This is a genomic window from Streptomyces sp. NPDC047841, from assembly GCF_040704085.1.
GTDB lineage: Bacteria > Actinomycetota > Actinomycetes > Streptomycetales > Streptomycetaceae > Streptomyces > Streptomyces argyrophylli.
In genome coordinates this window covers 1-20,097 of record NZ_JBEYRP010000043.1, presented here as the reverse complement: position 1 = coordinate 20,097, position 20,097 = coordinate 1, and the positions used below count along the sequence as shown (strand labels likewise).

General features: G+C 67.9%; 16 protein-coding genes. 4 read left to right on the top strand and 12 right to left on the bottom strand.

Features of this window, described 5'->3' with window-relative positions; genetic code table 11:
• Positions 1-83 precede the first annotated feature (83 nt).
• Entirely contained in the window at positions 84-2,327 is a 2,244-nt protein-coding gene (locus AB0947_RS39290; protein WP_366755182.1) for an AAA family ATPase, read from the bottom strand.
• A 190-nt stretch (positions 2,328-2,517) separates the two neighbouring features.
• On the opposite strand from AB0947_RS39290, the gene AB0947_RS39285 reads away from it, so the two are divergent.
• Complete coding sequence (locus AB0947_RS39285; RefSeq protein ID WP_366755181.1) at positions 2,518-3,303, top strand: hypothetical protein; 786 nt, start codon at positions 2,518-2,520, stop codon at positions 3,301-3,303.
• Here AB0947_RS39285 and AB0947_RS39280 read toward each other — a convergent pair whose 3' ends face one another.
• The 9 genes from AB0947_RS39280 to AB0947_RS39240 form a co-directional block, all read right to left on the bottom strand.
• Entirely contained in the window at positions 3,304-4,485 is a 1,182-nt protein-coding gene (locus tag AB0947_RS39280; RefSeq protein ID WP_366755180.1) for an ISAs1 family transposase, read from the bottom strand.
• Between the two features lie 2,150 nt (positions 4,486-6,635).
• Positions 6,636-8,996 carry a CRISPR-associated helicase Cas3' gene (cas3, locus tag AB0947_RS39275; protein ID WP_366755179.1) on the bottom strand — a complete coding sequence of 787 codons (2,361 nt, stop codon included), beginning with the start codon at positions 8,994-8,996 and terminating at the stop codon, positions 6,636-6,638.
• 63 nt (positions 8,997-9,059) lie between these two features.
• Positions 9,060-9,722, bottom strand: coding sequence for a CRISPR-associated protein Cas5 (gene cas5 / locus AB0947_RS39270; protein ID WP_366755178.1), 663 nt, complete (start codon positions 9,720-9,722; stop codon positions 9,060-9,062).
• Positions 9,719-10,750, bottom strand: coding sequence for a type I-B CRISPR-associated protein Cas7/Cst2/DevR (gene cas7i / locus AB0947_RS39265; protein WP_366755177.1), 1,032 nt, complete (start codon positions 10,748-10,750; stop codon positions 9,719-9,721). Before cas7i ends, cas5 begins: the two co-directional genes overlap by 4 nt.
• Positions 10,747-12,171 carry a hypothetical protein gene (locus tag AB0947_RS39260; protein ID WP_366755176.1) on the bottom strand — a complete coding sequence of 475 codons (1,425 nt, stop codon included), beginning with the start codon at positions 12,169-12,171 and terminating at the stop codon, positions 10,747-10,749. Before AB0947_RS39260 ends, cas7i begins: the two co-directional genes overlap by 4 nt.
• The gene (locus AB0947_RS39255; RefSeq protein WP_366755175.1) at positions 12,168-12,836 is read right to left on the bottom strand and encodes a CRISPR-associated endoribonuclease Cas6; all 669 of its coding nucleotides are present in this window, start codon (positions 12,834-12,836) and stop codon (positions 12,168-12,170) included. The genes AB0947_RS39260 and AB0947_RS39255 overlap by 4 nt, the downstream gene beginning before the upstream one ends.
• Positions 12,837-15,186: 2,350 nt before the next feature.
• On the bottom strand, positions 15,187-15,312 hold the full coding sequence (locus tag AB0947_RS39250; RefSeq protein ID WP_366755174.1) for a hypothetical protein: 126 nt from the start codon (positions 15,310-15,312) through the stop codon (positions 15,187-15,189).
• Between the two features lie 13 nt (positions 15,313-15,325).
• Complete coding sequence (locus AB0947_RS39245) at positions 15,326-16,168, bottom strand: hypothetical protein (RefSeq protein WP_366755173.1); 843 nt, start codon at positions 16,166-16,168, stop codon at positions 15,326-15,328.
• Positions 16,169-16,523: 355 nt separating this feature from the next.
• Positions 16,524-16,709 carry a hypothetical protein gene (locus tag AB0947_RS39240; protein WP_366755172.1) on the bottom strand — a complete coding sequence of 62 codons (186 nt, stop codon included), beginning with the start codon at positions 16,707-16,709 and terminating at the stop codon, positions 16,524-16,526.
• A gap of 204 nt (positions 16,710-16,913) precedes the next feature.
• Here AB0947_RS39240 and AB0947_RS39235 point away from each other — a divergent pair, with 204 nt between their 5' ends.
• From AB0947_RS39235 to AB0947_RS39225, 3 genes are read left to right on the top strand one after another with little or no spacing between them, the layout of a single operon-like run.
• Entirely contained in the window at positions 16,914-17,057 is a 144-nt protein-coding gene (locus AB0947_RS39235) for a hypothetical protein (RefSeq protein ID WP_366755171.1), read from the top strand.
• Positions 17,054-17,656: a hypothetical protein gene (locus tag AB0947_RS39230; RefSeq protein WP_366755170.1), complete on the top strand. Its 603-nt coding sequence runs from the start codon at positions 17,054-17,056 to the stop codon at positions 17,654-17,656. Before AB0947_RS39235 ends, AB0947_RS39230 begins: the two co-directional genes overlap by 4 nt.
• Positions 17,653-17,826: a hypothetical protein gene (locus tag AB0947_RS39225; RefSeq protein WP_366755169.1), complete on the top strand. Its 174-nt coding sequence runs from the start codon at positions 17,653-17,655 to the stop codon at positions 17,824-17,826. The genes AB0947_RS39230 and AB0947_RS39225 overlap by 4 nt, the downstream gene beginning before the upstream one ends.
• 497 nt (positions 17,827-18,323) lie before the next feature.
• On the opposite strand, the gene AB0947_RS39220 is transcribed toward AB0947_RS39225, so the two are convergent.
• Both AB0947_RS39220 and AB0947_RS39215 read right to left on the bottom strand, forming a co-directional pair.
• Positions 18,324-19,331 carry a helix-turn-helix domain-containing protein gene (locus tag AB0947_RS39220; protein WP_366755168.1) on the bottom strand — a complete coding sequence of 336 codons (1,008 nt, stop codon included), beginning with the start codon at positions 19,329-19,331 and terminating at the stop codon, positions 18,324-18,326.
• A 24-nt stretch (positions 19,332-19,355) separates the two neighbouring features.
• Positions 19,356-19,625: a hypothetical protein gene (locus tag AB0947_RS39215; RefSeq protein ID WP_366755167.1), complete on the bottom strand. Its 270-nt coding sequence runs from the start codon at positions 19,623-19,625 to the stop codon at positions 19,356-19,358.
• Positions 19,626-20,097: the final 472 nt, after the last annotated feature.

Here is a 20,097-nt window from a genome sequence, read left to right as displayed (position 1 = left end):
CGAACGCCGTGACGGGCGCCAGTCTTCTTACAGAACGGAGCGTCGTAAACAGCAAGCCGATCTCATGACGCATGGAATGGTGGTCATCCGGATGCCCCCTCCAGCGCGCTCGCTGTCACTTGCAGGGGAAGCGCGACTTTCTGGGTCGGCAAGGGGGACGACCTGAAGAAGGCTTCGAAGATGAGGTCGAACTCACAAGCGGTCGTGTCTTTGAAGGCGGGCAAGCCGCGGATGTCGTCCGCAGTGAGATAGCGCTCGCAGAATCTACGGGCCCGGTCGTTCTTGTTGTTCGACTCGTTCGCATCCAGGGGCGGATAGTAAGCCTCGATCGCCCCTAGCTCCCACACGTAGATGTCCTCCTTACGGAGCATCATTAGGAGCTCCATCTTCATCTTTTTCAGCTCCGCATCCTGGGCCTCCTCGAGGACTCTGCGTGCGGTGCCGGAAGCGGAACGGGCGAAGAAGGCCGCAACCGCAGCATCGAGCTCCTCCCACTCGCACAGGCCCTGGGCGTGCTCCTCACGCTTGCGCTGAGCCTGCCGCCACAGCTCGCGAGCGGACCCGCTGGTGCGCAGACCCTTGAGAGTCTTGCTCGAGACCTCGGTATCTTCGTCTTCCGCCAGCAGGTTGACTCTGGCGACGATCCGGTCGCGCAGCTCATGACACTCGCGGCTAGCGCCCAGCTTGTCGAATCCGTCGAGCACTGCGTCCAAGTCTGCGAGGACCGCGACTCTCACCTCGAAGCGACGGAAGAAGTTGCGGTACCGGGCGATGCTGCCCTTGCCTTCGACTTTGGCGATGGCCGCCCCATGCTTGTCGAAGTCCCACTCAGCGTTGAGGGTGCGCGCGAGATGGGGGATGAGGAAGTGGTCGCTGGGGCCCTCGACGAGGAGCACGGAATTGGCGAAGAACGCCGCTTCGTTGTTCTCGTGCGTGATGATCTCGAACTGGTCGCGGGCGTCCAGGTCAGACAGGTCGACGACACAGGTTCGGCTGGCCGGCGGGTTCAGTGCATGGTCCTTGAGTACCTTGACGAAGGTCCCTGTCGCCCCCGGGGCGTAGAACGCGGAGGAGTGTGTGCTGACCAGCACGTCGTTGTACTCCGAGAAGACAGTGAGCGCCTCGAAGAGCTTGCGCTGCGCGCGCGGGTGCAGGAACACCTCAGGCTCTTCGAACAGGAGCAGGCAGGGCTGCTGTGCGCTGTCCGCCCGGGCCGGCCTTGCGACCTTCAGGTCTACGTAAGCCCGCAGGATGGCGAACGCCACTGACCTGCGCAGGCCGTCACCCTTGGTCTTGAACGGGCCGCTGATGCCATCATTGACAGCGATCTGTGCCTCTTCCAGCAGGCTGCGCAGACGAGGCGGAGGAATCTCCAGACGCACGTGTGCGCGGGGAAAGGATTCCTGCAGATTCCGTTGGATCAACGACTCGATCTGACGTACCTCCGGCAGGCGCTCATCCGACTCCTTGCCGTCCTCCTTCGTCACCACGTTGAGCTGGGTGCGCAGTTGCTCGAAGGAGGACTCCAGCGCAGGAAGCTGATGCTCGATGTCCTCGAACAGGATGGACAGCAACCGCCCGAACGTCGCTGTCGAGGTGGTCTTGACCTCTTCGTTGAGTTCCTTGACAGCCGGGATGTAGATCGGCTCAGGCAAGAGTGCCGCTACCGACTTGTCCAATCCCGTCGGCAGCGGCTCGTCACCAATGGTCATGTCCTCGTCAGTGAGATCTGCGACGAGCTTGGCCCACGCGCGTCTTACGGCCGTACGGTTGATCTTCCCGGGTGGCAGGGACGAATGAATGTCCGGGTAGGTGAGCTTGAGGCCTTCCCTGAGCTCCTCCTCGTTCTTGATCTTGAGGATGTCGTCGAGCGCCGACCGCTGGTAACGAAGATCCTTGGGTACCTTCTTGACCAACCGCATCACGCCCTTGCCGGGGCCTGTGTAGATGCGGGCCAGGGAGATTCGCCCGTCATGGATCTCGGGTTCTATACGCGCCCGGTGTCCTTCCTCAAGGCGAAGTAGGTCAGCATCGCTGATGCCGGCGAAGGTGAGCTGGATACGCACCGGCCGCGCGGAGGCCAGGAAGTCGGTCTCCGCGGCCGTACCCGATCGCAGGAACATGTTGAGGGCCTGGAACACCGACGACTTGCCTGCATTGTTTTCGCCGATCAAGCAACCGAACCGGGAGAACGGCATGTTGACCTGGCTGAGGCCGCGGAAGTTGTCGATCTTTATGTGTTCGAGGCGCATGGTGCTCCAGAGGAAGGACAAGCGGAGCAACATCGTAGGGGCCAGCGTGACCGTCACGCTGACGTTCAGCGGCACGCCTCCCGAAGTTTCGCCTGTGCGAAAGGCATTGGGTTCGTGGGGTGGGTGGAGGGGTGGGACGGTGTGGTGAGCTGGTGTGTTCGGGGTTCGCTCGGTTGGTGGGTTTGACGGGGGTTGTTCGGGATTGCTGAGGGTGCTGGCTGTATCCAGGAGGGGGTGTGCGGCGGGTCTGTAGCGGGGGTGGTCGGTGGTGGTGCTGACGTTGGTGCGCTCGGCTGGTGGCGCCGAGGGTGCGGGTGAGGAAGCGGCTGGTTTTGAGCAGGAGTTGGTGGACCGGTTCCTGTTGGCGGGGTTGCGCGCGGGGGTTTCGGACCGGTCGTTGGCGGAGGACCGGTCGGTGCTGTGTGACGTGCTGTGGTCGACGGGCCGGCGGGTGTGGGAGGCGCGGGCGCAGGACGTGGACGGGTGGCTGGCGTCGCTGCGCGGCAAGCGGCATCTGGCGCGGTCGACGGTGTATGACCGGGCGAACACGGTCGCCCGGTTCTACGACTTCCTGACCGCCCGGTATCAGAGCGAGATTCATACACGGACCGGGTGTGTGGTGGTGCAGCCGGTCGATGAGTTCAACCGGCCCAAGCACGCTGGTTACGGCGTGGTCCGTGTTCCGCCGGCTGCCGGGGAGGTGACGGCCTTGTTCGAGGGCTGGCGGCAGGCGTTGCCGGGCGCGCGGAAGTATCTGCCGGCGGCGAGGAACTATGTGGTGGCGTCGTTGTGGCGGCGGGTCGGCTTGCGGCTGAACGAGTCGGTGATGCTCGATGTCGGTGACTGGCGCGAAGACCTGGGTGCGTTCGGCAAGCTGCATGTCCGCTACGGCAAGGGGAGCCAGGGCCGCGGACCGAGGGCCCGGTTGGTGCCGGGGATCGACGGGGTGGACGTGCTGCTGCGCTGGTGGCTGGCCGAGGTCCGGCCTCATTTCCCCGGCGACCATACCGATCCAGGGCTTCGGCGTAGTCGGCGGGCGCCCGTTTTGTAATCATGCGAGGCCGAGGAGTGCGAGGGGGCGGCGGGTGTCGCGTGCGTTGCGACGGAGGCCGGCGGCGATGTTCTTGACGCCGCTCAGTCGGAGGGCGCCGACGGCGAGGTTGCGCCATGTCGCCATCGCACGGGGTGCGTTGCCGGTCCGCAGCTGGGAGGCGTCCTCGGCGAAGGTGGTGTCGCGGATGTGGTGCAGGGCCTCGATCTTCCAGTGGTCGCGGATCAGTCTCGCGAGTTGGACGGGGGTGGCCTGCTCGGCGGTCAGGCTGGTGACTGCGTAGACGGTCGTGATGGTGGTCTTGCCGGTCTTGCGGTCGGTGCGGCGGCGCTTGATCTGGACGGCCTGGCGGGCGCCGGGGAAGAGCAAGTTGTTCACGGTGGCTACCTTGATCCGGCGGATCTCCGCGCGGCCGTGGCCGGTACCCCGGGTGCGACCCTGGAACGGGATGTCCTTCCAGGGAAGGGACTTCAGCTGCTTGCACAGCTTCTTTTGGTTGCCCTTGACGATCGCGATGTAATGGGCCCCGCGGCCCAGGAGGTAGGTGGCGTGCTCGCGTTGCGTATGGAGCGCGTCGCTGGTGACCACGGTTGCGGCCAGGTCGGCGACGGTGTTGAGGAGCGGCTGGAAGCGGGTGATCTCACCGTTCTTCTCGCCGACGTCGAGCTGGGCCAGGACCAGCCCGGTGGTGTGCTCCACCGCGGCGAGCAGATGGATCCTCCGCCCCTGGCCCTTCGCTGCACCGCGCAGGGACTTACCGTCCACGGACAGTCCGCGCAGCCCGGTGCTCTCGGGTCGGCGGTCGGCAAGCCATCCGCCCACCGCCCGGTCCAGGGCATCACCGTCGATGCGGGCGAGCAGCCGACGGACCGTCGCCTCCGAGGGCACCAGCCTCCGGGGCAGTACTGGATCGGGGCGCAGGCCGAGTCGCTTCAGCACGTGCGGCGGCGCGTCCGCGATCCACTCGCCGACCGCCAGCAGCGAGGTCGCGCCGGTCAGCACCGCGCACGCGGTCAGCGTGAGTACGACGGCCAGGGCATGGCGCACGCCGCGCGAATCGCGCGGATCCGGCACCTGGGCCAGCCATTCCAGCAGGCCGGGCACCTCCCCGGGCCCGGCCTCGGACTGCTCACGAAGCCGGTCAAGGGCAGGCTGAATCAGGGGTGATGCGTCGGCAGGCACGGTCTTCCAGGCAGGTCACGGGGCGTAGAGCACTCCGTGATCACGGGAACCTTCCCTGCATCGTCCCCCGGTCACAGCAACGTCGCAGCCTCGCCTGCCACCCAGGTCTGCCAGACACGACGGGTGTTCGGCAGGTCAGGGCGGTCAAGGAGCCAGAGCACATACCCGGCGTGGCACCGGGCCCACGGACTGTCGGAATCGGCTGCCCGATCGAGCCTGTCCCGTAGGTCAGCGCTAAGGACAGCCCGGGCAACCCGCACGTATTCGCGATCCTTGCAGCGATACGCCCGGTGGACGACGATCTCGACCAGGTCAGTGAGCTTCGCTTTGATCGCCTCGTCCTGGCGAGCACCGGCCACCTTCCGGATCAGGCTCTGCTTCGTACCCCACGCCTTCGCATGCTGCGTCCACTCAGCGGGTACCTCGCCTCCCACTCCAGGAAGAGCAACACATAGGGCAGCCCCGGCCACGCCGCCAGATCCCCGTCCACAGGACCACCCCACACCCCATCAGGCAGCGAACGCCTCTGAGCTTGCTGATGAGTCCGGCGCGCCTGCAGAAAGGCCGACTCCCGGTACTGCTCGTCCGCTCCGAGGTGCCGCGTCAGCAGCCACATCTCGTTGGACCGGGCGAGCGCGTCCGTGACCTTCCTCTGGGCCTCCGCCAGATGGACGAGCGCTGCACCTCTCGCAGCCGGATCCTCCGCTATAAGTCCGAACGCCCAACCCAGTCGCTCAGCCCATGCGCAAGCCTCGTCCGCATCTGTATCTGCCTCTTCATCCACGCACGGGATCATCTCCTAGCGCAGACGGCTCGCTGCACCCGATGGTGCGAGGGAGACGCAAGGGCTCCGGGGCGCAACGGACGTGAACAGGAACCGCCCGCTCTCCCTCTCAAGTGAGCACGAAACGGACGCCCACCGACTACGCCGAAGCCCTGCCCTCCTGGGCTGATGACGTCGCGCATCAAGCTGCAGATCAAGCAGCAGGCTGCCTAGTTGCCAGTCCTTTTGGGCTGATGAGGACAGGGTCGGCGTCGTGCGCCGTGCCTGGACCAAGCGGTTGCGAACACTTCTGGGTCGATGATGACCCCGGGATTGAGCGGGCCCTCGGCATCGACGTCATGTTGTGAACCCTTCTGAGCTGATGACCGGCTCTGCTCAGAGCCGAGTACGAGTCGCCGGATCCATCGTTGCGAACCCTTCTGGGCTGATGACGATCTGCCGTCATGGGCCAGGTCGGCGCGCGGGACATCATGTGGTTGCAATCCCTTTTGGGCTAATAATGGTCACGCCGGGGACTCCGGTCGAGTATGACGTGTGGGAATTTTGAACCCTGTTGGGGTGATGACGACACGGGTTGGCCTCGCTATTCGAGCATACTATCCGCCACGTGTTGCAATCCCTCTTGGCTGACGGCGATCGCACTGCACCCGCGGGACACAAAGGGGCGGTTCATGTTGCAATCCCTTTCGGGTTGATGACGACCGTCGGGCGCTTGCGAAGACGCTGCTGGCTGAGTAGTTGTGATTCCTCTAAGGGTGATGATGATCCACGAACGGCCTGATCGTCATCGACGACCTCTACCCGTTGTGAACCTTCCTGGGCTGATGATGATCGACGTAGATGCTGCTGACGAGGCGGGGCGCGTTCGTGTCGTGATCCCGATTGGGGTGATGACGCGTATTACGCAGCGGCTGCCTACCTATGAGCTGGATACGTTCTGAGCCCTCGTGGGCTCATGATGACGGGGACGAGGAGCAGTTCCTGGTAAACACCCTGCCGTTGCGAACCCTCTTGAGCTGATGACGACCCGGCGCCGGATCATCGGGCGCCGCATGCTCAACACGTTACGAACCTTCCCGGGCTAATGAAGATCAAGGGGTTCCGCAAGCCGATCATCCAGCAGGTGGCGTTGCGATCCCTCCTGGGCTGATGGATGACACTCGCCACCGGCAAGTAGCAGCCACAGACCACCATGTTCCGAGCCCTTCTGGGCTGATGACGACGGCGCTTGTACGCATGCTGGGCGACACAAAGGCGATGTTGCGAACCCGTCGGGGCCGATGACGACCCCCACTTCCCCGACGGCATCTGCCCGCCCACCGCGTTGCGATCCTTCGAAGGCTGATGAGGGGATTGGCGTGGGCTGTCAGGTTGATTCTGGCTGGGGTGAGGTACTGGAGTTTGTCACGTTGGTGAGGCCGTGTTCGCTGGTGTACTGGCCGTCGATGATGTACACCTTCAGGTCCTTATCGTAGTGGGCTCGTGGGGCGGTACTGGCGGGGAGGGGGATGAGGTAGTCGTCGGCGAGGAGCCGGCCGGGGCGGCCGTCGGCTTGGTCGAGTGCGGCGGCGTAAGCGGCTCGGTCGTCGATGAGGATGGCTTCGGTTCCGTCGAAGAGTTCGTCGAATCGTTGGGTGAGGTCGGTGCGGTCGTCGTAGGGGTAGGTGAAGTCGAGGAACGTGGCTGCGAACTGGTCGCGGTGGTGCAGGACTTCCTCCCGCCAGGTGGTGCCCCAGGGGGTGGCGTAGATGGTGTTGAGCCAGCTGGTGATCTCGTTTTCGTCGACGGGTTGTCCGTCGTGGGCGGTGAGGATGCGCCAGGCGGCCTGGGTGGGGGCTTGGGGGTAGATGCCGTCGGCGAACCACTGGCCGGGGGTGTTGTTGCGTGGGCTGTAGCGGGCTGCATGCACGATCACGTCGGCAGGTGGCCTGTCGGCGATGCGGTTGGCCCGGCCGAAGCGTTGGGCGAGGGCTTCGAGGTCGGCGGCGGCGGTGAACAGCACGTCGAAGTCGACGTCCATGGAAACTTCGAGGACCTGGGTGGAGACGACCAGGCCGGGCAGCCGCCGGCCTGCGCGGGTGCGGGCGGTGCTGTATCGGGCGGTGATGTGCTGTTCGAGGCGGGCGCGGTCGCGGCGTTTGTAGCGGGAGTGCAGCATGGTTGCCGCCTCTGGCCCGTGCAGGGCGCGTGCTGTGGGGGCGAGCTGGTCGTAGAGCTGCTGGGCCTGGCGGATGTTGTTGGCGATGACCAGGACGGACTCGCCTCGGTGCAGACGTTCGGTGATTTCGGTGACGGCGGCGGGGTCGGTGAGGTGGTGGGGGCGGGTGCGGATGCGGTGTCTTGCCGGTGGGTGGCTGTCGGCGTCGTCGGTGCGGGTGACGGCCTGGGTGAGGGTGTCGGTGATCAGGTCGGCGAGGGCGTCGGGCAGGGTCGCGGAGAGGATGGCGAAGCGGCCGCCGAGGCGTTCGAGCAGGCCCATCATGGCCAGGATGTAGCCGAGCCGTTTGGTGTCGTAGGCGTGCAGCTCGTCCATGATGAACACCGAGTTCGCCGCATCCACCAGCAGTGAGGCGTGGGCGGGGCCGACGAGGGCGGCGCGCAGCAGCTGGTAGGGGGTGGTGATCCTGACGGTTTCGGTGAACAGGCGGGTGGCGGCCTGGCGGGCGACGGCTTTGCGTGCGGCGCTCACCCGCTTCTCGTCGCCGTCCTCGGGACAGGCGGCGTTTGCCAGGTGGTAGGCGGCCGCGCGGCCGTGCGCCACGCCGACCAGTTCCGGTGCTCCGAGTTCCCGGGCGGTGCGGTCGGCGTTGGCGTTGATCGACGCCAGGTAGGGCAGGGTGTAGAAGACGCGCGGCACGCCCTGCCCGGCCGTCTGCATGGTGGCGGTCTGCCGGCATGCCCACAGCCAGGAGGCCTCGGTCTTGCCGCTGCCGGTGCGTGAACGCAGCAGCAGGTGGCCGTCGATCGCGGCAGCGCGCTGCTGGTGCGGGCGCAGCGTGTAGCCCTTGGTCTTGATCGTGTTTTCTAGCCGGGCGGCGAAGGCTGGGCCCATGGGCTGCACGAGATGGGGCCGGGCATGGGCGGAGGACAGATGATCCGCCATCGTGACGGCGCCCTGCAGCAGGACCGCCACGAGTCCCTCATCCTTGTCGGTCCCGTATTCGAAGCGGTCCAGCAGCGCGCCGAGCTCCGTGTGTGCCTGGGCGATCCAGTCGCTGCCGATCGGCAGCGACTTGACGGGCAGCCCGGCCCCATCGGCGGTCTGGTACAGCCATGCGGCGAGCTCGTCGGCGGTGGCCTGGTCGAGCGGCCCGAACCGTGCCCTCCACTCGGCGAGCGGCGCTGTGCCATACAGGGCGGCAAGTGAGCGGGGGGAGTTCGTCAGCGGCCGGTGATGGGTGGCGATTCCGGCCGCCACCCAGGCACGTAATTCCGCATCCGCTATCAGGGAGGTGAAGGCCAGGGAGAGCACCTCGTGCCGTTCTCCCCAGGCCGGGCCGCCGGTGAGCATCTGCTGGAAGCCGGGTGGGATTTTGCCCGCGTCGTGCAGCAGATCGGCCAGGCGTACCGCCTCCCAGAACCCGGGAAGGATGCCGGCGGCGGTGGCGATCCGTCCGGTGCGCCGGGCCACCAGGTGGGCCGCGTCCAGGGCCGCCCGCAGGTGGTCGGTCAGCCGCTCGGGTGGCCGTTTCTGCTGGGCGCTCTTGGCCAGGACCGTGTGCAGCACCCGCGTGCTGTCCGGAGGCGCCGGCTTTGCCGACGGCGGTGGTGTTGGTGGCGCCATGTGGTGCTAGGCCTCCGCGGTGGCGGGATGCGTGGGCGGGAGCAGGCTGACCGCCTGCCCCGTGGGCGTGTGGTAGCTGCCTGCAACCGCGTTCGCCGTGGTGCCGGCGGGGTCGTGGCGGTAGGTGCCCCACACGGTGCGGGTCCGGTCCAGGCGGATCGCGGTGGGCAGACGCAGCGCGGTTCCGGCCAGGCCGGGTGCATCCTCGACCACGGCACCGCGCTGCTCACCCGGCGCGGGGCTCAGCTCGGTGGTGCCCAGACACAGGCCGACGAGGTCCTGACTGCGGCCGAGACGGAGCGGCCAGGCGGGCCGGCGCAGGATGGTGCGCCACCGGTCGGGCCGGTCGGTGATCCAGACCGTGAGGGTGATGAAGGCCAGAAATTCCCGCTCTTTCGGTACCGGTGTGGTGGGCCGGCCTTTGGCGTCGAGGGGGTGGTAGGTCTCCAGGTCGACGCCACGGCCCTGGGCGTGGAAGGCCATCGCGAACCGGAAGGTTTCGGGGATGTGCTGCCAGCCGCCGGCCGCGGCGGCGAGCATCCCGCCGACCGTGGACGGCGGCGGGCAGGATAGCTGCACCTGCACGCCGGAGTACAGGGGATTGCGGAAGCTGGCGACCGGGGCCGTGAAGGTGGCCTCGAGCGCGGTGACGGTTGTTGCGGCGGTCATGCCTTGGCGTCCTCGAACCAGTCGTCGTGGGAACCGTCTTCGATCTCCTGGGCCAGGCCGTTGAGGATGGTGCGCGGATGGTCGATCACCACGGTGCCGGCGGTGATCAGCTCGGCGAGGTCGTGGCGGGCGCGGTCGCGCTGGTCACCGAGGAAGCCGGGCGCCCACCCGATCTGTACCGCTCCGTCGAGTTCGTCGCGCCAGGCGGTGATCTCTTCGGCCAGGGTGTCGGCGGCGAAGGCGGGCTTGCCGTCCTTGCTGGTCAGAACGCGGGTGAAGGGGTTGACGCCGCCCTTGAGGGGGGCGAGGAGGATGAAGGCCGGGGTGCGGTCTCCGTAGTGGGAGGCGGGCTTGGCGCCGCCCCGCAGAACGGCGAGTGCGCGCAGTACCAGGGCGGCGCGGCGGCGTCGCTCGGTGATGTCCAGGACCAGGGCCGCAACTCCGCGGAAGGTGGCTGCGGTGGCGCCCTTTGCGGTGGCTTCCTCGGCGGCCTGGGGGTGCAGGGCGATGCGGATGCCCTGTCCGTCGGTCTCGAAGGTGCCGATGCGGGGGAGGTCGAGGTTGAGGTCGCCGGCGCAGACGGCGGTGTAGAACTCGTGTTCGTGGATGAGGGGACTGTCGTCGGTGGCGAACCCGCGGGTCATGGTGCCGAAATCGGAGGTGGGCCGTTGGGGGGTGACGCTGACGAACGTGCCGGTCGCAAGGACGGTGTCGCGCTGGCAGGAGCTGTCCGATCCCTTGACAGCGACCATGTAGCCGAACAGGTCGTCGTCCGCGTACAGGTCGGGGCGGCCCTTGGTGTAGGCCTGCTGCTTCTTGCCTTTGCCCTCGCGCAGGACGGGGGAGACCGGCTCGTTGGCGGGGAAGCTATCGCGCAGCCAGCGGCGCACGGCCTGGGGTGAGATGTAGGGGTAGGTGTCCCGGCCGACCTGCATCTTCTTGACGACGCCGACGTTGTCCTGGCCGCGGCCGTTGTTGGGGGCGCCGGCCTGGATGTCGAGCGCGAGCTTTCCTGCAAGGTGCGTCACGGGGCGATTCCTTCCTCAAGGGCTTCGGTGTCGGCGGGGTCGATGGCGTCGGGGTCGAAGTCCTCGACGATCGTCTTGGCGTCTTTGGGCTGCCAGCCGCGGCGGTGCAGTTCCGCCAGAACGGATGTGAGCAGGTACTGCCGGAAGAACCAGGCGTTGCCGTCCTGGCTGGGGGAGAACAGCAGCTCGAACCCGCGCTCGGTGATCAGCGGAGCGCCGTCCTCCGGGCGGGTCAGGACCCATTCGACGCTGTGGCGCTGCAGCCAGCTGCGCAGGTCCGCGCCGCGGCCGGTGCGGAACAGGGCGTGAAAGCCGGTGAGCTTGCCCCCGGTGTCATCGGGCTTGAACAGGGCGGCGACGCGCTGTGCGGTCGCACGGATCTCAGCGAGATCCTTCTCTTCCATGTGCATCACCTCGTGCAGGTAGGAGCCGGCCAGTTCGGCAACGGCCGGCGACTCGGGCGCAGGCCGGCCACAGGCCTCGGTCCGGGCGGTCAGGTAGGAGGCGAGTACGCCGGGGATGCTCTCGGGGCGGTGGAACACTCGCCAGGCCAGGTTCTGCGCACCGCTGTTCTTGTCGGTGCGCAAGGAGCGCAGCAGGCACGCGAACCCGGTCCGCCGATCGGGCAGCCGCGTCGTGGTGCGCAGCCACTCGGCGAGCGGCTGGTCAACGGCATGCGAGGTGAGGACCTGGTCCTGGTTGTTGTTGGTGAACACCAGCAGCTCCACGCCTGCTGTGACGCGGTGCTCGTAGCCACGCAGCGCCGCCAGCACGGCAACGTCGGCCGGTGGACTGGCCGGCTTCGCACCGAGCGTGATCAGCAGTCCGTTGCGTTGGACCTGTCGGCCGACGGTGTGCGCCGCGAAACGCTCGTCCCAGGTGTGCACGACCGTGCTCGGGCCACCCGAGAGCTGGCTGCCGAAGGGCACCGCGTGGAAGGAACACACGCACGGCCAGCACAGCGCGAGACCCGCGTGCCCGCGCGGTGTGCTGTTGCGATAGGCGACCGACTCGGCCAGCACGACGTCGCTCTTGCCGTAGAACCCGACCGCCGCTGCCCCGCAGAGCACGCATCCCGTCGGCGGCCAGGTCTGCGGTGCGGGGATGGTGCGCCAGGCCCGAACTGCCTCGGTGACCTCCGTATCGGAGAGCTTCTTGTTCCGCGGGTGGTTCATCTTGCTGTTCGGCCACAGGCTGTACGAACACTTCAGGAGAAACCCCGCCTCTGCCTTGGTATCCCTCACGAGCGCGGTCCGCACAGCAGCCGCGGTGACCTTCTCGGTGGCCGCCTCGAACAGCGGGCCCACCACCAGGTCCGGATGACGGGCGCCGGCGAACGCCGCCAGGGCGAACGCCCCGACCCGCTGCAGAGGATGAGGCGTCAGCCGCAGCGAAATCTGCTCGGTCGTGATCTCGGTCATGCGGTCACCCACCCGAACCCGGCCCCGGTCTGCTGGCCAATCCCCGCAGACCACAGAGCAGACAGTGCTCCGGCGCCTCCGCGAACCTCGACCTCCACCGGCGCCCCCGTCCGATGACCGGAACGGCCCTGGCCGCACACCCGGAAGGCGCGGCGCACGCCCACCCAGGTGATCGCATCGACAGAGAGGTCCGGGGCGTGGCCGAATGTCTCGGCCCGACGGTTGAGATTGCGCTCCAACGCCACCGGATACGCAGAATCCTCCGGTAGCAACGCCCGCACAGCGGTGTGCTGGGAGCCGGCCTCAGGCTGCCGGTACTCGGACAGATGCACAGGGCTGGCCGTGCGCAGCCGGGCCCGGCCGGCAGTAAAACTGGGCGGCTGCTGGACGGTGACACTGCTGACCTGCAAGGCGACCCCGCCCCAGTCCAGCAGCGAGCGGACCGGGTCCATGAAGGCCAGGGCCAGAGCTTGCACGAGCTCCGGCAGCGGACTGCCGAACTCCAGATAACCGCTCCCGCCCGCCGCATACTTCCCGCGAACCCGCCGCGCGCTCGGAAACATCGGCGCGCTGTACCCGAACGGGGCCATTCCGTACGGCCCCCATCCGTTCTCATGGATCTTCTCCGCGAGATCGGGCGCAGTCCGACGAAGCGCGTCGTACACGATGCCTCGCCCGGGAGCGAGGACGTTCTCCCATGGGATCTCCCGAGCCCGTGTACTAATCTCCAAACGCAACCGCACGATCCCCCCTCTCTCCCCATCCGGGGTGAATGAGTCCGCGTCAAGGCACGCCAAATTAACCTCCTCCACGAGGAGTTGGCGTCCCAAGGAGCAACGTACACAGAGGCACTGACAACGTCCGCTGAGCTGGGAGATACCACCATTGCGGGCAACGGGTCAGGTATTGTCACCAGATGCCGGGTGTGAGGCCGATGGTGCTTCTTCGCGCGTAGTCAGCCGCTGTGGTCATCAGCCCAGGAGGGTTCGCAACCATGTGATGTGGGCGATGGCCTTGGTAGGGCCGCGGCTTAATCAGCCAGGAAGCCTGGCAACAGGTTAGGGACGGACCAGCCGTGGCGTGGGTGGTGTCGTCACCATCCCAGGAGGGCTCGCAACGTCTTCGTGTCGTCGTAGAGGCTGTACTTGCCGGGGGCATCGTCATCAGCCCGGGAGGGTTCGCAACGGTTCCTGGTAGAGCAGGCCTTCGCCACCGATGAAGTCGTCATCAGCTCAGGAGGGTTCCCAACAGGATCTGCTCGGTGTAGGTGACGGCGCCCGGGTAGTCGTCATCAGCCCAAGAGGGTTCGCAACATGAAGGCGTGGGGCAAGAAGAACCACGTGAGCGGAGCCGTCATCAGCCAGGAGGGTTCGCAACGTAAGGTGCTGGGCCGCGTAGGCGCCGCAGCGCAGCGTCGCCATCAGCCCAGGAGGGTTCGAGACGGGTGAACGAAGATCGGCCCAAAGTCGTGGTAGATGGTTGTCAGCAGCCCAGGAGGGTTCACGACAGGTACGCCTCGACGTGCGCCCGCCGCGGGCTGCGTCATCATCAGCCCAGAAGGGTTCGTAACGGGAAGGTGGGCACGGCACGCAGCACTGGGCAGCCAGTCCCTGATCAGCCAAGGAGGGTTCGCAACAACACGAGCTTGGGCGTGTCCTTCATCGCCAGGAGCCGGGTCGTCATCAGCCCAGGGGCCTCGAAACGCTCACAGTTCGAGCGCGAAGCCGGTGCAACACTTCGTCGTCTTTAGCCAGGAGGGTTCGCAACGCGACGGTACCGGTGTAGTGCCAGTCGTCGTCGACGTCGTCATCAGCCCGGAAGGGCTCGCAACGGGTAGGTGCCGTAGTTCCGGCTGCCGGCCCGTCTCTAGGCGCCATTAGCCCAGGAGGGTTCGCAACAACATCTTCGGGGCCAGCTCTTCGAGCGGGATACCGGTCGTCATCAGCCCAGGAGGGTTCGCAACTCGGGTGGGTAGGTGCCCTCGATGTTGTCGAGCGTCGTCGCCATCACCCTAAGGGGGCTCGCAACGCGTAGGCGGCGCCGGCGGCCATCACCCAGCCCGCGGTCGTCATCAGCCCACATGGTCCGCAATCCGACGTTCGAGCGACAAAACAGCAGGATCTTGCGTCGTCATCAGCCCAGGAGCGTTCGCAACCCGAGCCACATGGCCATACCGACCCCGCCCACCGAGTCGTCATCAGCCCAGGAGGGTTCGCAACATGCGCCCGGCGATCCAGTCAGCGCCCTGCCGCCACGTCGCCATCAGCTCATGAGGGTTCACAACAGGTAGGTCGCCATGTTCCTGCCCAGCAGACGCGCGCTGTCATTGTCTCCCAGAGGGTTCGCAACTTGAAGGCCCAACCGGTTCGTGCGCGGTCAGGGTGGTGCGCAGCTGGTCGGCGCGCCCGGGCTGCGTTGTCAGGCTGCTGCCAGGTCGTGGCCCGCTGCGCCCCGGGGAACACCGGATACAGCTGCATCCTGTTCGGGTGCCTTGGGCCGTGAGGCCGACAGAGCCTTCATGCTGGCAGCTACCAGGCGGCTCACGACAGCAGTGACCGGCCGCCTCATCGTCAACGAGAGCCGAGGTGAGTGAGGCACCTTCGCCGAACCGGATCAGCTGTTCCGCCGGGCTGTAAAAGCGAGGGGTGGCGCCGAGGCTGGCGCGGCAACCGCGGCACCGCCATGGCCGGCGCAGGGTCACCCACTGGGCGCGGGCGCACGACGGGCATTCGGTGAGGTAGGCGCTCGGCCCGTACGCCGCGGCCCACCAGGCGTGACCGTAGCGGCCGCGATAGCCGGGCTGGTTGGGGCTGCGGTGGGAGGGCCAGCCCAGCAGGACCAGTTGGCCGCCGGGCCACCGGCAACTGCAGGCGTCGGTGCAACGGCAGGCACGGGCGTTGCCGAGCTCTGTCGCCTTCTCCCGCCGGGGTGTGTTCGGTCCCTTGACCTCCAGCCATGTCCCTACCTCGGGAAGCCAGAAGTCGGGTACGTACTGGGTGCCTGAGGGAAGGGTGATCAGCTCGGGCTCGTACTCCACGAGATGCCGAGATCGTTGAGTGTGACGGCCCAGTCTGCTTCGAGGCGGGACCGGAAGCGGGTGCCGGCGTAGATGGTGGGGACGGCGTCCAAGGGCTCGGTCATCATCGGGCTCCTGTCAGGCGCGCAGCTGTACGGGGTAGCCCTGGTCGTCGATCTCGCGCAGGACGCTGACAGCGAGCATGAGGGCGATCACGGCGTTGGCAGCGGTGTACTGGACGACGCCGGCAGCGTGGGCGGTGGCGTGCCGGTTGAAGCCGCCCGGGACGGGGTCCTGGCCCCGGAACTCCTCCAGTGCCGTGGCGAAGGGCAGAAAGACAGCCGCCTTGCGGAACTGACCGATCGTGGCGTCGTCGTCGATGCCGATGCTGGGGACCCTCTGGCTGATCTTGCTGTAGCCGGGCCACCAGCCCTTGTCGGTGAGCCACGCCGGGTTGGCGAAGGCCAGAGCGCGCACGAGGGTGTCCCACACGTTCGCGGCGAGGGCCTGGGCACCACTGAACATGCCGCCCTCGATCATCCGCACGCATTCCTCGAGCAAGGTCCGCTGCGCGGCGAACCGCTCGTCGGTGACTGCATCCAGGACCTTGCTGCACGAGGCGAGGATCTCCGTCCGGTGGTCGTCGAGGATCTCTACGCGGCAGGCGACGTCCTGCGCGGCGAGCAGGTGCCGGATCACATCGGCCGGGGGCACCCACGCCAGGGGCACGCCTTCCTGCATCAGCCGGACCATGTCCTTGTAAGCCAGGCGCTGGCCCTGCCAGTTCTCCGGCATCATCGCGTCCAGGCGTTCCAGCGCCGACTGCAAAGGCGCGACAGCCTGGGACAGACCCCCCAGCAGCCGCGGCTTCGGAAGCTCCACCCTCGGTGCCGGTGTCAGGTTCGCGGCCACCGTCCGCCGGATGTTCTCCGTGGCCGCGTTCAGCACCTCGGCCAGCTGTGCATCGAAGCCGTACGTCAACGAAGTCCCTCCCCTGTGTTTCGGAGCATTCTCCGGCATGGGAGCGGTGATAGTGACCCACATTTCGCCTGCGGCCCCCCTCACGGCCGAGGCCCGCCTGCAGCGCCGCAGCAGGCCGTCGTAGCGTCCCCGGCGAGTCCAGGGGATGAGGGCCGAGCGGTGACCGGCCCCTGCCCATCGTGCGCGAGTAACTGCCCTGCACGGGCGGGCGCGTGCCACGAAACATGCTGACTGGAAGCCACCGACGAGGGCCTGGACGGCGAACGCGAACGGATCACGGCTGCCGCGCTGACGCTCACCGCCTACGACCGCTGTGCCCCTCGGCCTTGCCGTGGCCGTGACCCGCGGTGGAAGTTCAGCGGTGCAAGGTCGGCAGCTCGCCGGGCTTCACGGTAACTCTCTCTATGCCGGTGGCCCCAGCCTGCTCCAGTTCCTGGCGCCGCCGGTCAGCGGAGACCTCGTCGTAGGCGACGGCGGAGACGCGCGGGGTGCCGTCGGGGTCAATCCAGGTGAATCCGTAACTGCGCATCGTGATCGTCATACCGACATCATCGCTGGCGGCACTGACAGCAGCCCTCAGTCCGGCCCAAGGCTGCCTGTACGTCCCCGAGGGGGCGTCTTTCGAAGCCCCCTCGGGCCGGCTTGGGCCGCTGCTAATCTGCCGATATGGCCAGAGAGATTCAGGTACGTCGACGACGCGGCATACGACGCCCTCGTTGAGGAGGCCGAGCGCACCGGCGTCACGGTGCCGGAACTGGCCGGCCGGGTCCTCGAGCACGATGTCGCCCGGCGCCGGTTCGTGTCGGCCGTGGGCCGCTTCGTCACCGCGTGGGGGCCGGCCTTCGACGAGGCGTTCGGCACGGCCGGTGCCGGCGGTGCCGCCGCGTGATCCTGCACGTCGACCGCGCCTGGCTTCTCGACGCCGCGCAGCAGTACCTCCGGGCGGATCCGGACGTGACCGACTGGGGAGCCCTCGCGGCCGCCGTTGCCCGGCACGCCGACGAGGGCATGGGAACCCCCGTGTACCCGGAGGCGCACCACCGGGCCGCCGCGCTCCTTCACCTCCTGGTGCGGGTTCCGGCGCTGGAGGCCCGTAACGAGCTGTTCGGCGCGGCCGTCGCCGCGGCCTACCTGACGGCATCGGGCCTGACGGTCACCGTCGAGGCCAAGGAGGCCGTCGCCCTCGCCTCCCGGGTCCGTGACGGGCTCGGCGTGCGCGACCTGGCCGCCGAGATCCGAAGGGACTGGATCGCCTTGACCATGGCCAGGTCCTTCCCCGAGATCTCCCCTCGCGGCCTGAAGAGCCTGGGCATTGTGTTGCCTTCCCTTGCCGAGGTCCGGATCGCCCCTCGCTGCGCGCCGCTAAACGCCGGGGCGGTGAGCTCACGGGCTTCGACCTCATCCTGTCGCTGCCTCTGGCGAAGATGGTCAGCTGGTTCTTCCAGCACTTTCCGACCTCGGCCCAGTGGTACCTCGGCGAGATCATGAGCGAGGCGGACCGGCAGCTCGGCATCCCCGCTCAGGTGTCGGGCGAAGCGCTGCGGCGGTCCGCGATCACGGAAGGGGAGCGGCGGTCCGCGATCACGGAAGGGGAGCTCGACGCCCAGGCTGCGAAGGAATTCTTCTCCCGTCTCGTGCCGAGGCAACCGGAGAGCTGAGACCACCAGCGGACAACGGAGGGGCGGGAGCCGGGCCGGGGATGCCATCCGTTCGGCGTCGGTACGCGAGATGCGCGCTTGAGGCCCGGGCACCGGGAAGCATGCACGACAGCCGGCCGCACCATGCCTGCACCCTCGGCAGTGACTGGTCGGGCTCGCGCCACCCGTGCTGGCCGTGTGTCCGGCCCGAACCGCGAGGAAGATGGATGTAGGGCTCCCGTTCCGTGTAACCCCCCGAGCCGGGACGGGAGCCCCCTGCCGCAGGAGGTCTGCACCACATCGAGGCGAGGTACCACCGGAACTCCCCGACGCCCTCGCCCACAACCACCTCCTGGTCGGCACACCCTCGCCGCCTACCTCCGTCCCGTCGTCGGCCGGAGCCGCGCCGACTGCATCCCGTGCTCGTGCCGCGGCTCCGGGCCTGGGCAGCGTCCGCGTCCGGCACCTCTCCTGTCTCCGCAGCCGGTTCCCCATCGACCTCGCGACGACTAGGGTGTTCAGCCGCGCCCGCGTTGCTTGGTACGCCGGGGTCCGCGGGCGCTGGAGCGCCGGGACGGCCTCGCGGAGTGCTGCTTCATCTCCACGAGCAGTACGGAGCCATCTGCAGACACAAGGATGGCGTCGATCCCGGTGTCGGGCGCGAGACCGTTGCGCCGAGCGGAGCCGAACAGGTCCTTGTGCAAGTCGGCGAGGACGTCGTCTCGCCGGAAGACAGGATCGAGAGGCCTGACCCTCCAGCTGGGCACCATGTCAAGGCTGCCGGGACCGGGAGCTGCGGAAGCCCCCTTCATGGCATGGATGACTTCGCTGTACTTCATCGTGTCCTGGCGGGCAGCGCGCGCCCGCCGTCCCGGGTCCCGCAGCTGCAGGCCCTCCACGGCAGCCGTGGCCGGTTTCGCGAGGGCGTGCTTCCACGCCTGCTTCCAGTACTCAAGGGTGCGCTCGCCAGTGATTCCACAGCCTCGCAGAAACGCTTCGACGTGCTTCCAGGCGGGCCATTTGATCTGCCGGTTGGCGATGCGCCACAGGGTCCCGAGGGGAAGCAGGAACACCTCACTCTCACAGGGAGCCCCCGCGGGCTGCGGCACCGTTCCGGCGCGCTGCTGGACGGTGCGAAGCGGCGGGGCCCCGGCCCTCTCGTAGACGGCCGCAAGCGCGGCGGTGAACTCCCGGCGGGTGCGGATGTTGTGCACCGCGGGCGCGTGGAGCTGGCGCAGGATCCCGCGGTCCCTGGCACGGACCCGGGCCCACAGACGCAGCATCTCCTCCTCCTGCTTGGCCGTGGCGCCGCAGCCGCGCGCGTAGGCCACGACGGTGGCCTGCTTGGGCAGGGTGCGGCAGCCGGCCGCACGCTTGAGCGTCGCGGCCGAGACGGCCAAGGCCGGGTCGCCGAGCGCCGCGGTGCGCTCGGCGAGCTCGGCGAAGGTGAGGCCGGCCAACTGCCGAAGCTCCTGGAGACGGTGCGCCAGCGCGGCGTGGTGCGGGCCAGCGGGGGCGGTCTTCACCGGACGCATCTCACCAGCCCCCGCTCACTTGCGGGCGGCGGCGGTCACGGCGGCCGCGAAGGCCTCCATCAGCCGCCGGCTGCTCCCGCCGACCGCGTACACGGCGGCACCGATCGCCCCGCACCCGGAGAGGAGTACGAGCACCTCGCGCACCGGAATACCGGCGAGGGCAAGCCCCGCGCCGAGCAGCGGGAAGACGCTGATGCCGAAAGCCTGCGCGGCACTGACCGGCGCCCGGCCGAGCCGGACGCGGTCGGGAACGGGCGCCAGCGCGCCCTCACGGATGCTGGACATGACGAAGTACCTCCCTGGCATACGGGCGAGCCACCGGCCACGGAGACGCCGGCAGCCCGCACGGTGATGTGCTACTGGCCGCAAAAACCGGTAGATGCACGGAAGTTGACGTCTGCCGTGCCCGGTGACGAGCAGCATGCCACGGTCCACACCTCCCGTGCGGGCACTCGGCTCACCCGCGTTCCAGGAACCGCAGACGGATCAAGAACGGCTCGGCCCGAGCAGCCTTACGCCGCCGACCACGCTTGTTGCCCGCCCCACGGAGCCAGACGGCGGGGCCCCGGCTCACGGGTGTTCAAGGTTGCCTTGCCAGCGCGTAGTCAAAGAGGGAAAGCTGGCTATCAACCAGCCCCGAGCGTCGGGGCGGAGTGTGGGGACGCGGGGCACGCTGCCGCCGGACACCGCCCGCGAGAAGGCACCGGCCGGCGGCACCGCCCCGGACGAGCACGCCCGCGCCGAACACGGCGGCCCG